This is a genomic window from Arthrobacter sp. 05T444 (assembly GCF_056395905.1).
This window is the reverse complement of the sequence record NZ_JBFTKK010000008.1, coordinates 132,422-145,805: the sequence shown is the minus strand read 5'-3', so window position 1 is coordinate 145,805 and position 13,384 is coordinate 132,422. Positions and strand designations below refer to the sequence as shown.

Here is a 13,384-nt window from a genome sequence, read left to right as displayed (position 1 = left end):
TCCAGACCAGCAAGACCATCTGTAAACCGAACAGTCGGCCTGAATCCAGGTCGACTGCAGTGAAGAAAAAGAAAGAGAAGAAACCAATGGTTGACCCGTATTCCATCGTGGCCCTGTCCAACGTCGTCCACACGATCAAGAAGCGCGAAGACGCGATCGAAAACACGAAGCGCATCTGCGATTTCATGGACCCGGCCGTCATGGTCGCCGGCACCGACGGCGCACCCGTGAAGCTGGTAGTCCTGCCCGAGATGGCGATCCAGGGCATGCTGCCGGACTTCAAGGCCGGCAACAAGGAGGCCCACGAAGCGTTCGCCATGACGATCCCCGGACCCGAAACCGACATCCTGGGCCAGAAAGCCCGCCAGCTTAACACCTACATCGCCGGTGAGCTGTATCTGGTCAAGGACGAGGACTTCCCGGGCCACCTGTTCAACGTGGCGTTCATCATCGATCCCAACGGTGAAGTCATTTACAAGCGCTACAAGTCCACATCCGACGCCTACGAAGGGGGCGCGCTGGGCACCACGAACCCGCACGACATCTGGGACGAGTTCGTAGAAAAGCGCGGCAACGGCAGCGTGCTGGACGCGTTCTTCCCGGTGGCCAGGACCGAGATCGGCAATATCGGCTACATCATCTGCCACGAAGGCGCCTACCCGGAGACCTCTCGTGGCCTGGCGATGAACGGTGCCGAGATCATCATTCGTGGCACGCTGATCGAACCGCAGGTGGGCGCCGGAATGTGGGACCTGCAGAACCGCGCCCATGCCATGTTCAACCAGGTCGTCGTCGTCGCTCCGAACCTCGGCCCGCAGCGCAACGACGACGGCAGCCTGTTCGATCTGTTCGGCGGCCAGTCAATGATCGTGGACCACAAGGGTAACGTGCTGGTGAAGCAGGCTGGCGTCAGCGGCGGCGACTCGTTCGTGAGCTCCGTCATCGACCTCGAGGCCCTGCGCCGCTCACGCAGCGCCAACGGCGTCACCAACTGGTTCAAGGACCTGCGCACCGAAATGTACGCCGGCATCTACGAGCAGCCGATCTACGAAAAGAACCAGTACCTGACGGCACCCCCCACTGAAGGCTGGCTGGCCCGCGAGGAGAAGCGCCGCGCAGGCAACATCGACAAGCTCATCGAACGCGGCCTGCTGGTCCCGCCGTCGGGCAGCTCCCTCTAGGAGAGCGTCCGTCTGGTCCACTGACGGATAATGCGGGCGCCCCGGTCACCGGGCCCGGGCGCCCGCACACCCTTTACCATCGTCGTCCTCCGAAATCATCCGGAGCACCTGAAAGCGAGCCGCATGTACGCCACCATCCTCCGCACCCCCGGCCCCATCGAAAGCAACCCGCTGGACTACGTCGAAGTCCCCGAACCGACACCTGGCCCCGGCGAAGTATCGGTCGAGGTATTGGCTTGCGGAGTATGCCGTTCCAATCTCCACATGATCGAAGGGGACTGGCTACCAGGAACCCCGACCAGCTTGCCCATCATCCCGGGCCACGAGGTGGTCGGCAGGGTCAAGGAGCTCGGCGCCGGCGTCACCAACCTGACCGTAGGTGACCGGATCGGCGTCCAGCCTATTTGGTCCACGTGCGGTCTCTGCGGACATTGCCTGACAGGGAACGAGCAGCGCTGCCGTGCACGCCAGATCACCGGTGAAACGCGCCACGGCGGCTATGCCGAAGTCATGCTGGCCAACGCGGCCTACGCCTACAAAATACCTGACGGGCTCTCCGACGCCGAAGCGGCCCCGTTGCTGTGCCCTGGCATAACCGCACACGGTTCAGTCAAAAAAGCGCAATTGTCCCCGGGCCAGAAAGTGGGCATCTTCGGCGTCGGCGGCGTCGGTCACATGGTCCTACAAATGGCCGCCCTCACCGGGGCCGACGTTTACGCCGTCTCCAGGAGTGGAGCCCACCGTGACTTGGCTGAAGAGCTGGGTGCGACAGCGTCGTATGTCCCGGCCGGGCATGAAGGCGGCCCGGTGCTGCCGGACGCCTCGCTGGACGCTGCCATTGTCTTCGCGCCATCGGATCATGCCGTTGCCGATGCCATCCGCGTGGTCAGGCCAGGCGGACGCGTGGTTCTCGGGGTGGCCCAGTCGGTAGGGCCCCTGGACATTGGGGACGAAAAGACAGTGGTCGGCTCCGTGCTGGGCAGCCGCTGGGAGATGTCCGAGGTGCTGGGGCTGGCCTCCGACGGAAAACTACGCTCCGTGCACGAGGACTTTCCTCTAAGCGAAGCCAACCTCGCGCTGTCGCGGTTGAAGTCCGGTGACCTTCTGGCTCGGGCCGTTCTGATTCCGGGCGCATGAACACCAACGCCAAAGTGCAACCGCACCGGTTTCTCATCGTCGGACGCGGCTGGCGCGCCGACTTCTACTTCCGCATCGCCCGGCAACTGCCGGAACTTTTCACCTGCGTGGGCGCGGTCACGCGGACCGCCGAGGGCGGAGCGGAGATCGAGCTGCAGTGGCAGTTGCCGACTTTCCGCACCATCGATGAGGCTGTCCAGCTTTTGCGGCCGGACGTAGCAGTGACCTGTGTTCCGCGGGAAGCTAACCTGGACGTACTGCGGACCTTGGTCGCGCTGGGCATCCCCGTCCTGACCGAGACCCCGCCCGCGATTGACGTTTTCTCGATGACTGAGTTGTGGAACGACGTCGGCCACACAGGACTCGTTCAGGTAGCTGAACAGCACCCGTACCTGCCTACAATTGCCGGTGTCCGATGCCTGATCGAAGACGGTGCGTTCGGCGAGGTTAGTTCTGCGTCCGTCTCCTGGACCCATGATTATCATGCCATTGCCATCCTCCGGGCGCTCATGGACACGGGCAGCGATCCCGTACGTGTCCTCGCAAGCGCCCAGGATGTTCCCATCATGGCCGGGCCGGACCGAACCGGATGGCCCGAAAACCAGAATCTTGGGACCGAACACCAGACGCTCGCCATTCTCCGTTTTGGCAGCAAGACGGGCTTCTACGATTTCACCGATACCCAGTGGTTCAATCCACTGCGTAGGCGGCAGATCCAGGTTCGCGGCAGCCACGCCGAACTGGTGAGCGACCAGCTCACGTGGCTAGCGGACGACGGCGCACCTGTCAGCGCCCCGATCGTGCGCCGTCAACTCGGCATCGACGGCAACCTGGAGGGGGCCGACCTGGACACCCTGAGCGTCGGGGGCCGGGTCATCTACCGCAACCCGTTCCCGGGCGCGCGGCTCTCGGACGAGGAGATCGCCATTGCCGTATGCCTGCTGAACACACTTCCAGAAAATCGTTCCGAGGGATACTCCCTTGCTGACGGCTGCCAGGACCACTATCTCTCCCTTCTGATACATGAAGCTGCTGGATCGGAAGGGAGCACCAACTCCAGGCTTCAACCTTGGTCAAACGCGCAGCACTGCGCGGAGACTCTGTCCTGACCGTAAAACTACGACTTTTGATACAACCCATGGTCGTACACAACAGATAAGCAAAGGAAAAAGCATGGAAAACCGAGCTCTTGGCCGTACCGGGCTGTCAGTCTCGCCCGTTTGCGTGGGAACGAGCGCCCTGGGCAGCCATCCCACTCAGTACGGTTACGAAGTCAGCACTGATACCGCCGTGGCGACCATCCGCAAAGTCATGGAAGGTCCATTCAATTTCGTCGACACGTCCAACGAATACGGCCACGGGGGCGACAGCGAACGCCGGATCGGCCAGGCACTCGCGGAAGCGGGCGGCCTGCCGGAGGGCTTCGTCGTGGCCACCAAGGTAGACCCGATCGTCGGGACCAGGGACTTCTCGGGAGACCGTGTCCGCCGGTCCGTGGAGGAAAGCCTTCAACGGCTCGGCCTGGACCGTCTTCAGCTCGTCTACTTCCACGATCCCGAAAAGATCACCTTCGAAGAAGGCACCGCGGCCGGGGGTCCCCTCGAGGCCCTCATTGAACTGAGGGACCAGGGCGTGATCGAACACCTCGGCGTCGCCGGCGGCCCCATCGACCTTGAGCTGAAGTATCTGGCAACCGACGCCTTCGACGTCGTCATCAGCCACAACAGATACACCCTTGTGGACCAAACAGCCGAACCGCTCATTCAGGACGCAGCCTCCCGGGGCGTCGCGTTCGTCAACGCCGCACCGTTTGGTGGCGGAATGCTCGTCAAAGGCCCCGACACCGTTCCCAACTACTGCTACGGACCGGCCAGCCAGGCCATCATCGAGCGGGTGCGAAAGATGCAGAAGCTTTGTGAGACGTACTCGGTGCCTCTGGCCGCCGCCGCCCTTCAGTTCTCCACCCGCGATCTCCGTGTAGCATCCACCATCGTCGGCATGTCCGAACCCGGCCGCGTCGACCAAACAGCACGTCTGGCCGAATGGGACATTCCGGCTGAACTCTGGTCCCAGCTCCTTCCCCTGGCCGCTGCCGGTACGGGAGAACTGGGCTAGCCACAGGTCGTGAGTTCGACGTTTCCGCCCACTTTGACCGGTTTCTTGCCGAAGCCATCGCTGCCGACCGGGAGGCAGGACCAGGACTCGGGCCCGATGCACTGTACGGCCTGTACACCATCTGGTGCCTGATCACCCACTCCCCAAGGGCCCCTCCCTTGGTGGAATTTAAGGCGCTGAAGGACGTGCATGGCATCAGTCCCACGAGCAATGCCCTGGCCATGACCGGTCCTGCCGCGACCGATTACATCCTGGCCAGCGTGCCGAACGTCATCTGAGTTTCGTGGGTGCAGGAGCTTTGTTGGGAGCCAAGGGAAGGGCTTCTTGGATGAGTTGGCGGGCGGCAGCGTGTGCCAGGCGCGGGTAGCCGGTATGCAAAGGGGGCATGCCGAGCGCCTGCGCCCCTTCCAGGAGAAGTGCCAGCTTTCTGGCCAGCCCGTCGGGATCGGCGGCGCCGCCCTGGCGGGACATGCGAAGGGGCGCGCCGCGACGAGCTCAGCCAGGTTTTTCGGCCCCGTGAAAGAACCACGGGCCTGCATGGTCCGGAGCTCGCGGCGGTCTATTAGTGCCCGATGCTGACGGTTAGATCAATGGGATGCCGTCATTGGCGGCGAAACGAGTCCGAAGCCACGGCGCAGGGACGAGGCTCTCCGCTCGCGGCGCGGAGGTGCTACAACCCACCGCCGATAGCCGTGATTCCGTAAAGCTAATGCCAGCTCGTTTCGCCGGACCAGCCGCCCCAAGCACACTGGGCCGGCACCAGGGCGCGTATGTTCCTGCAAAGGACCGCCCGACTGATACGAATGCCACCAACCACAGCGCACCGGACGAGGGGTATGACCCGCTCATCCAGACCTTGGAGAAGCGCGACCCGCCGGACGAATGGGACCCCAATCAGGCCAAATAGTCGAGAGGCTCTCGCCGGGTTACTCCACTTGAACAACCGAGTAGCCGTAGCAGAACAGGGCTGCGGCAGCTTTGTCTTTGGTTGTGCCCTCGGCCTGCATTTTCGTCAGTCTATCCGCGAGCTGTTCGGTGGCCTGTCGGAACGCATACGCGTCGTTGTAGGCCATTCCGACCGTGGCATCGACCAGGGAGCTCTGGAACTGCTCCGAGTTCTTAATCTCTCCTGCTGCCCAGGCGCAGGCGATGTCGACCCCCGCGGAGACGGCCTTGTTCTTCTTTGCGGCCTTGGCTATTTCCGCCATCCGGTCTGCACTCGCTTGAGGGATCGACCAGCCGCTGTAGTTGTCGGCTTGCCCTGCCACGGCGGTGACCTCCTCAGCAGAGGTGTGATACCGGCTGGCAAGTTTGGACGCATCAGAGGCGGCGACTTTGATTTCTCCGGCGTCGTGGCCCACTGCGCTGGAAACCTTGGACGTTGCGCTTTTCGCGAGCTGAACGGCAGCTTCCCGTTCTCCTCCGGTGCAGGCTGTCAGGCCCAAGGCGACGACCGCCACGGCCGTGAGCACAGTGAACCTTGCTCCTGGTTGTTTTCTCATCAGAGGTCCTCTCGTCGCGCAGGACCCCCCAGACCCCTCGTAATAGTGCAGTGTGGCACCCAAGCTGTTGGGTTTCAAGGGCCTCGTGGGCTGGAAGGGAAGCGCCGCCGGAGCTAAGCCCTGCGCATATGTACAGCCGGCAGATACTTCTGATACCGAAAGGCTTCAAGCGTGGCTTCCTGCACCGAGCGCACTAGAGTCAAACTGAAGTATTCGAAGTGGACTCCCTCGAGAACGGCGTTGCGGTTACCGTCGCCAGGTCGCCATCACCGAGGTCAGCCACAACAATCAGTAAAACCGCCTGACGGCGAGAAGGAGACCATCTATAGCATCGGCGTCAACCACATGCCGCCGGGTCGTGGCCGACAGGACTCTCATCAGCAGGTGAAGCGGATCCATATGCAGGTCCCTCCCCGACCATTTTAGAACGTCGATAACGGATATTCCGTCAGGCTACGGCGACTCCGGATATACGCAATGCCGGCCCGGCGGCGAAACTCATTCCAGCTTTGCGAGCCGGAGGTACTGGTAGACGGTCTCCCGGCTGATCCCGTAGTCACGGGCAAGGAGGGCTTTTGGAACACCGGTGACGGCGCGCTGAACGAGTTCGGCGGCCCGTTCTGGCGTGAGGGTCTTTTTCCGTCCTTTGTATGCGCCACGTTGCTTGGCAAGGGCGATGCCTTCCCGCTGGCGTTCCCTGATGAGGGAGCGTTCGAATTCGGCGAAGGCGCCCATGACGGAGAGCATGAGATTGGCCATAGGGGAGTCCTCGCCGGTGAAGACCAGGCTCTCTTTGATGAACTCCACTCGAACTCCTTTTCGGGTTAGGCCTTGGACAAGGGCACGCAGGTCATCGAGGTTACGAGCGAGCCGGTCCATGCTGTGCACCACCACGGTGTCCCCGTCACGGGCGAACCGCAGCAACTCCGTAAGCTCTGGCCTCGCGGTATCCCTGCCGGAGGCCTTGTCCGTGAAGACCCGGTCCAGAACGTGGCCGTCAAGCTGGCGTTTCTCGTTCTGGTCCAGCGTGCTTACGCGCACGTACCCGATCCGCTGGCCAGCCATCGGCACCTCCAACCATCGTCCTGTCAGGTTGAGTTCTAGGCTCCTTCCAGAAGAAAGTCAAGACCAGGTGTGGACATCAACAGTTTTGGGTGCAGCTAAGAATGCCCCAAAGACCTGCCTGCGCCAGATCGCGTGGCAGCTGTAGGTACAGAGGCATATCCAGGGAATTATGGTCCATCATTTTCGTCTCAGGCGGCAAACCCCTAGGGTTCGATGCCAGTGCCCGCGTTGATCAGGTAGATCCTGGAGACATGCCGGTCCTGACAGCCCGCATTCAGACGATTTCTGAGGCTTCCCGCTCTTCCAGGGTTCGGCACGATCGGGATGGGCAATTAGTTCTCCCGGAAGACCAGAGAGGTCCTAAGCTTGTACGACTGGATTGGCGCCCGGCTCTGAGGATGGACATATGAGAAGCAGTTTTTTCCTCCTTTCCTTCCCCTTCATCTCGAAAGGGAAGGAGGGCCCCGGGCTGGCACAACCGGCGGCGTCTACTTTCCCAGACCGTTCGCCAAACACCTTTGGGGCGGGGGGCCCATCGAGGCCGCCTCGGAGGCGGCCTTCACATCCCCCTGCTTGCTTTTGGTGCTTCCATTTTGACCTTTATGGTGGTAACACCGAGCTCCCGCTTTCAGTCAGAGAACACGGCGGGAGCGGACCTGGGATTTTGGTTAGTGACATTGGCTACGGCAGCCGTAGTGGCGCTAGTTATTCAAGCGAGCAAGGGTCCAAATGCGTGGTGGACCACTATGGCCGTGCTTATAGGGATAGTGAACACGCTTGTCGTTCCTTGGGTTCTTTGCATTACTCTGGAAATCCCCGCTGTGGTCGGCATGCCTCCGCTGATGTTTTCCTTCTGGATATCACTGGCAGCTATGGGGGTTCTGCTCGCCGTCAAGGTCCATCGCATGGATCCAGGATCTGTCACAAGGGTGGCTATCGGGGGTAGCGTTGGCCTCGCCGGTTTCGCGCTCGTGATAACCCAATTCGGGACCTCTGCGTTTGGCTACGAAGCAGTCGTGCCGCTTTCCCCAAACCCAGGGGCAGCCGGCTTGGATGTAAGGGACATATCAGCCGGAGATACCAAGCTCACCTTGAGGTATGACAGCGGACTGGTACAGCAGGCGTACTTTGACAAAGGGCTCCTACGAGTAACGAGGCCAGCCTACTTCCGTTATGTGGACTACACATTCACTAATGGACCCCGCCGGGCCCGAAGACTCCGGGCGGAGAGAGATGCGGATAGGTGCAACTTACACTGAGGCCATGCAGTTCTTGGCGACAATGGGTTTCGTTAAGCAAGTTGAAGCGGGAATTTCGGCACGAAGATGAAAACGACAAATTCGGATATACAAAGCTTGCTTAACCGTGCCGCAATAGTCCGCACGCAAAGCGCTTTTCGTTAGGGGAGCCCTTTTAGCCCCTAGCCTTACGTAACGACGCTTATCGGCGCTCCAAAATACGTGGGGGAGCGGCTTCAAGAGAGGCTGTTTCCTGCCCGCATTTGGTGGCGTTTTCTCCCAACGGGACTGTCTGAACGGTGCGTGGGTCCGGACGGTTTCATTAGTAAATGACCGGTTCGGTCCGCGGGGTGCCGGATGCGTACCTTCGCTGTGGCTCCGGCCAGTGCCGTCCGAGCACCACTTGATATTGGCACCCTTGTAATGAGCTGGCGATTCTCCCCGGCCTCTGCACATTGCCCCGATTCGCATTGCAACAGTCAGGTAAGGAGGACATCGCTTTTGACGACGTTGATCATTGGGGACAGTAGTTCTAGAAGGTTGAGCGCCTGGACATGCGCAGCGTCGCTCTGACCAGCACACCCGTCCTCGACCACCGTCACATATCGACCTGCGTCCGCGGCACCCAGGGCGGTGGCAAGGATGCAGCAGTCAGTTGCCACACCGGTGAGGATGATCTCTTCCCCGACCGGAATCAGTTCGGCCAGCTCTTGCCCCCATTTGGAGAACGTTGGAAGGTCGATGGAGCCTCGGGTCTCAATGTCTGGAAGCTCGGTGTGCCAGATGGGATCGGCGGGATCCAGGCGCATGCTTTGCCAGCGGTCGTAGTACGACGACCACGCGCCATTCTCCGCAGGGTCGGGGATAAAGCGTGTGCTGATGGGTTCCAGTCCGGATGCCGCCAGACGTGCGATGGTTCGGGCCGCTTCGTCGTAGCGAGGGATGTGCCACTCCCCTTCTTGGCGGAAGGCACGTTGCATGTCAATCACGACCAGATGACGCTTTTGCCCGCCCGGCGGGACCACGTTCGGGCTGCCCGTCATGATTTCTGGCCTTCCCGGCCGGTGTAGGGGTCGGCAATGCCGATGTATTGGGTGGTGGTGTATTCGGCGATGCCCTCCGTGCCGCCTTCGCGGCCGAGCCCTGATTGTTTGACGCCGCCGAAGGGTGCTGCGGCGTTGGAGATGACGCCGGCGTTGAAGCCGACCATGCCGAACTCGATCTGTTCGGCCACGCGTAGAAGCCGGTTGAAGTCGCGGCTGTAGAGGTAGGAGGCAAGCCCGTATTCGCTGGCGTTGGCGAGCCGGATGGCGTCCTCTTCGGTGGCGAAGGTGGTCACCGGGGCGACGGGGCCGAAGATTTCCTGGCGGAGGATCTCGGCGTCGTTCGGGACATTAGCCAGGACGGTGGGCGGGTAGAAGTAGCCGGGACTGTCCACGGGTGTGCCGCCGGTGACGGCGGTGGCGCCGGCGGCGACGGCGGCCCTCACGAGTGCGTGGACGTCGTCGCGGGCCCTGGCGTCGATGAGCGGGCCGACTTGGGTGTCCGGTTCGGTGCCGCGGCCGGTGGTCAGGGCGCCCATGGCTGCGGCGAACTTGGCGGTGAATTCCTGTGCCACGGATTCCTGGACGAGGAAGCGGTTGGCGGCGGTGCAGGCCTCGCCCATGTTGCGCATTTTGGCGGCCATGGCGCCTTCGACGGCTTTGTCCAGGTCGGCGTCTTCGAACACGATGAACGGGGCGTTGCCGCCCAGTTCCATGGAGGTGCGGAGCACGTTCTGTGCGGCGTCGGCGATGAGTCGTTTGCCTACCGGGGTGGAGCCGGTGAAGGAGACCTTGCGTAGGCGCGGGTCCGCGAGCAGCGGACCGGAGATCCCGGCGGCACTGGAGGAGGACACCACGTTCAGCACGCCGGGGGGCAGGCCGGCGTCGAGCATGGTCCGGGCGAACAGCTGGGAGGTCAGCGGCGTGAGTTTGGCGGGCTTGAGGACCATGGTGCAGCCTGCGGCGATCGCGGGGGCGACCTTGCGGGTGGCCATGGCGAGCGGGAAGTTCCAGGGGGTGATGAGCAGGCAGGGTCCTACCGGTTTGTGCTGGACGAGGATCTTGTTTTTGCCCTCGGGGGTAGTGAGGTAGCGGCCGTAGTCGCGGACCGTCTCTTCGGAGAACCAGCGAAGGAACTCGGCGCCGTAGATGACCTCGCCGCGGGCTTCGGCCAGGGGCTTGCCCATTTCCAGGGTCATCAGCAGCGCGAAGTCCTCGGCGCGATCGGTGACCAGGTCGAAGGCGCGGCGCAGGATCTCGGCCCGTTCCCGTGGTGCGGTGTGCGCCCAGGAGGCCTGGGCGGCGTCGGCCGCGTCGAGCGCCGCGACGGCGTCCTGGCTGGTGGCCGAGGCGAGGGTGGCTATGGCCTCGCCGGTGGAGGGGTCGTGCACGTCGAACGTGCCGCCGTCGGACGCGTCCCGCCACTGTCCATTAATGAGGAGGCCGGTGGGCACGGAGGCGAGGAGCCTCGCTTCAGGCCCGGTGATTACGGTCTCGGTGGTCGTGGTGTTTCCTTCAGCCACTTAGGGCTCCTTCCAAAGTCCTTGTGAGTTGGTCATTGTGCAGCAGCCAACGTCCGGGGCAGCGGCCAAATCGCGGCGCCGTTCTCGTGCGATCCTGGCGAAACGAGCCAACGATAGTGCTGTTGTGCCCAGTTCCGGGTTGCTGTGACGTCGTGGTGCAGTTGCTCGGTGAGGGCGTTGATGGTCGAGAAGGTTTGTTGATCCCGCAGCTTGGCAGTCAGGGTGACGGTCAGCTGCCGCCCGTAGAGGTCGTCGTTGAAGTCAAGGAGGTGGGCTTCGAGCAATTTGTTCCCGGTCTGGGCATAAAACGTCTGCCGTCGTCCGATGGAAACTGCCGCGAGCCAGGGCTTTCCGGAGTCGGTCCGGATCACCGCAGCCCATACCCCGTCCTCGGCCTGGTTATCGAAGAGCTGGATGTTGGCGGTGGGGAATCCGAGTGTCCTGCCTCGTTCGTCCCCGTGTTCAACGATGCCTTGAATGACTGTCATGATCCTGTTCCGTGCTGGTCCGGTGGTACCGGGGCGGCCTCGAGGACCTGATCCAGCCACGTCACACGGTTGCTGAATCGCCTTATCTTCGAAGGCGCCGTCCAGCGGAAAGTGTCGTGTTCGTCATTGATGGTCAGCCTGCGGCGCCGGGTGACGGCTGTGAAGGTGTGCACCAACCACGGGTTGCCCTGCTTGTCTGGCAACAGAAGCGGCGTCCCCTGCCGGAAATCAGTCAGGTCGTTCTCGGTAAGCCCTGTTTCCTCGCGAAGTTCTGTGAGGGCTTGCCCTTCAGGCGTGGTGCCAGGTTCGAGATATCCGGTGATGCAATGCCAGAGTCCGCGGTCATGTCCGACGGACTGGCTTCGTTTGAACAGGGCGATCCGTCCTCGCCACTGAATGATCACGGCCACCACGGTGCGGGGCTGGCATTCTGCGAGTGCATGTGCCACTCCGCCTACCCGTAGGAGCGGTGCGATACTCATGTCGATCCTTGTCCGGCTCGGTTGTTGGGCGGATGCGGTTCTACCGTGTGGCGGTGGCGTCCATGGCTGTTGTGGATGGGACAGGTGGCTCCCCGCCTGTCGGTCGGGGAGCCACCTGGTCTTAGAGGGTTTGCCCGGCGATGCTGCGGTCGAGCATTTTGTGTCCCGAGAGGCGCTGGCGCCGGTGGGTGGCGAAGTAGACGCCGGTCGCGACGGCGGCTCCGACGTAGTAGGAGAGGTCGCCGATTTGGGGGAACGCGGCCGCGATGGGGCCGGTGTAGATCGAGGACATCCAGAATGGGGAGGAGATGACGACGCCTGCAGCCCAGGCCACGAAGCCCCATTCGAATTTCCTGCTCTTGTCGAAGAGTTCGCGGAGGCCTCGTTCGGTGCGGCGACCTCCGAAGAGGTAGTCGCACACGAGGACAGCCACGTATGGGGCGATGCAGTACGCCGTCAGATTGAGGAACGCGGTGAAACCTGCGTTGAACCCTTCCTGGCCCAACAAGGCTACGACGTATGAGGCGACGCAGATGACCACGACGGCGGTGTGGCGTTTGACGGGCACGCCCATGGTCTGGATGGATATGGCGCCGCCGTAGACGTTCAGGAAGTTTTGGGTGAAGGATGACAACGCGACGACGCCGAGTCCGATGGCGGCCCAGGGTCCCAGGACTTCTTTGAGGGCGCCGATGCTGTCGGAGGCACTGGTAGTGGATCCGAGGACGGTTCCCAGGATTCCCATCCAGACCAGGGTGATGAAGTTGCCGAGCATGGTCGCCCAGCTGGCACCGCGCCTGTTGCCCGGTGTGTTGGGGAGGTAGCGGGAGTAGTCGGAGGCGAATGGCATCCAGGCGACGATGAAGGAGAAGAACCATCCGAAGAAGACAATCCATCCGCCGATCCCGTTGAAGCCGGGGGCGGTTGTGTCGGCGACGTTGATGACTCGTCCGTTGGCGGCGGCCACGATGGTGATGAAGGCGAAGCCGATCACCAGGACGAAGGAGAGGATGCGCTGGAGGAAGTGGATCAGGTTGTATCCGATGACGGCCACTCCGAGCTGGATGCCCATGAGAATAAGGGACGAGAGCCAGAACGGAATGCCGGTCAGCAGTGAGATGGCCTGTCCGCCGAGGATGACGGTGACGGCGGCCCATCCGATGCCGGCGAAGACATTCACGTATGCCACCGGGAACAGGTTACCGATGAATCCGAGAGGTCCCCGGCCCTGCATCTGCTGTGGGACGCCGAGCCGGACGCCCATGGCGGACAGGTATCCCATTCCTGCCGAGGAGGTTATGCCGGCGAGGACGATCGCTAGGACGGCGGCCCAGAAGGGCAGCCCGAAATAGGCGGCACTGAAGCCAAGGACGACGATGGGGAAGTTCATGCCGGCCGCGAACCAGAGGAAAAACTGCGATCGGGGCTTGCCGTGGCGTTCCACGTCAGGGATGTGTTCGATGCCGTAGGGCTCGATTTTGGTGAGGCTGTCGCGGTACCCGCGGTCTTCGGCGACACTGTTTTCGGCAGCGCGCATGGTGTCTGGGCTCATGATTGTCCTAAAGTTGGATGCGCACTGCGGTGCGCTGCTTACGAGCAGATTGGGTCGG

General features: G+C 62.3%; 13 protein-coding genes. 6 read left to right on the top strand and 7 right to left on the bottom strand.

Translation table 11 applies throughout. From position 1 onward, the window contains the following. The first annotated feature begins 86 nt into the window (after nucleotides 1-86). The 5 genes from AC1DD3_RS10230 to AC1DD3_RS10210 all read left to right on the top strand — a co-directional run bounded on the left by AC1DD3_RS10230 (nucleotide 87) and on the right by AC1DD3_RS10210 (nucleotide 5,340). Nucleotides 87-1,181 (top strand): nitrilase-related carbon-nitrogen hydrolase, encoded by a 1,095-nt coding sequence (locus AC1DD3_RS10230; protein ID WP_476875777.1) that lies wholly within the window; start codon nucleotides 87-89, stop codon nucleotides 1,179-1,181. Between the two features lie 123 nt (nucleotides 1,182-1,304). Beyond that, nucleotides 1,305-2,318 (top strand): alcohol dehydrogenase catalytic domain-containing protein, encoded by a 1,014-nt coding sequence (locus AC1DD3_RS10225; protein WP_476875778.1) that lies wholly within the window; start codon nucleotides 1,305-1,307, stop codon nucleotides 2,316-2,318. Continuing rightward, on the top strand, nucleotides 2,315-3,427 hold the full coding sequence (locus tag AC1DD3_RS10220; RefSeq protein WP_476875779.1) for a Gfo/Idh/MocA family protein: 1,113 nt from the start codon (nucleotides 2,315-2,317) through the stop codon (nucleotides 3,425-3,427). The genes AC1DD3_RS10225 and AC1DD3_RS10220 overlap by 4 nt, the downstream gene beginning before the upstream one ends. Nucleotides 3,428-3,491: 64 nt before the next feature. Beyond that, entirely contained in the window at nucleotides 3,492-4,433 is a 942-nt protein-coding gene (locus AC1DD3_RS10215; RefSeq protein WP_476881562.1) for an aldo/keto reductase, read from the top strand. Nucleotides 4,434-5,142: 709 nt separating this feature from the next. Continuing rightward, on the top strand, nucleotides 5,143-5,340 hold the full coding sequence (locus AC1DD3_RS10210) for a hypothetical protein (RefSeq protein WP_230117793.1): 198 nt from the start codon (nucleotides 5,143-5,145) through the stop codon (nucleotides 5,338-5,340). A 19-nt stretch (nucleotides 5,341-5,359) separates the two neighbouring features. Here AC1DD3_RS10210 and AC1DD3_RS10205 read toward each other — a convergent pair whose 3' ends face one another. Together AC1DD3_RS10205 and AC1DD3_RS10200 are read right to left on the bottom strand one after the other, a co-directional pair. Beyond that, nucleotides 5,360-5,935, bottom strand: a complete 576-nt coding sequence (locus AC1DD3_RS10205) for a hypothetical protein (RefSeq protein WP_230117794.1) — start codon at nucleotides 5,933-5,935, stop codon at nucleotides 5,360-5,362. Between the two features lie 498 nt (nucleotides 5,936-6,433). After that, on the bottom strand, nucleotides 6,434-7,000 hold the full coding sequence (locus AC1DD3_RS10200) for a recombinase family protein (protein ID WP_230117795.1): 567 nt from the start codon (nucleotides 6,998-7,000) through the stop codon (nucleotides 6,434-6,436). 746 nt (nucleotides 7,001-7,746) lie between these two features. On the opposite strand from AC1DD3_RS10200, the gene AC1DD3_RS10195 reads away from it, so the two are divergent. Beyond that, nucleotides 7,747-8,259 (top strand): hypothetical protein, encoded by a 513-nt coding sequence (locus tag AC1DD3_RS10195; RefSeq protein WP_476881561.1) that lies wholly within the window; start codon nucleotides 7,747-7,749, stop codon nucleotides 8,257-8,259. Between the two features lie 458 nt (nucleotides 8,260-8,717). On the opposite strand, the gene AC1DD3_RS10190 is transcribed toward AC1DD3_RS10195, so the two are convergent. The 5 genes from AC1DD3_RS10190 to AC1DD3_RS10170 form a co-directional block, all read right to left on the bottom strand. Further along, on the bottom strand, nucleotides 8,718-9,281 hold the full coding sequence (locus AC1DD3_RS10190; protein ID WP_476881560.1) for a cysteine hydrolase family protein: 564 nt from the start codon (nucleotides 9,279-9,281) through the stop codon (nucleotides 8,718-8,720). Then, nucleotides 9,278-10,804 carry an NAD-dependent succinate-semialdehyde dehydrogenase gene (locus AC1DD3_RS10185; RefSeq protein ID WP_230117797.1) on the bottom strand — a complete coding sequence of 509 codons (1,527 nt, stop codon included), beginning with the start codon at nucleotides 10,802-10,804 and terminating at the stop codon, nucleotides 9,278-9,280. Before AC1DD3_RS10185 ends, AC1DD3_RS10190 begins: the two co-directional genes overlap by 4 nt. A 32-nt stretch (nucleotides 10,805-10,836) precedes the next feature. Next, a complete protein-coding gene (locus AC1DD3_RS10180) occupies nucleotides 10,837-11,292 on the bottom strand; it encodes a riboflavin kinase (protein WP_230117798.1) in 456 nt (151 codons plus the stop codon). After that, nucleotides 11,289-11,774 (bottom strand): NUDIX domain-containing protein, encoded by a 486-nt coding sequence (locus tag AC1DD3_RS10175; RefSeq protein ID WP_230117799.1) that lies wholly within the window; start codon nucleotides 11,772-11,774, stop codon nucleotides 11,289-11,291. The genes AC1DD3_RS10180 and AC1DD3_RS10175 overlap by 4 nt, the downstream gene beginning before the upstream one ends. 121 nt (nucleotides 11,775-11,895) lie before the next feature. Then, nucleotides 11,896-13,326 (bottom strand): purine-cytosine permease family protein, encoded by a 1,431-nt coding sequence (locus AC1DD3_RS10170; protein ID WP_230117800.1) that lies wholly within the window; start codon nucleotides 13,324-13,326, stop codon nucleotides 11,896-11,898. Nucleotides 13,327-13,384 lie beyond the last annotated feature (58 nt).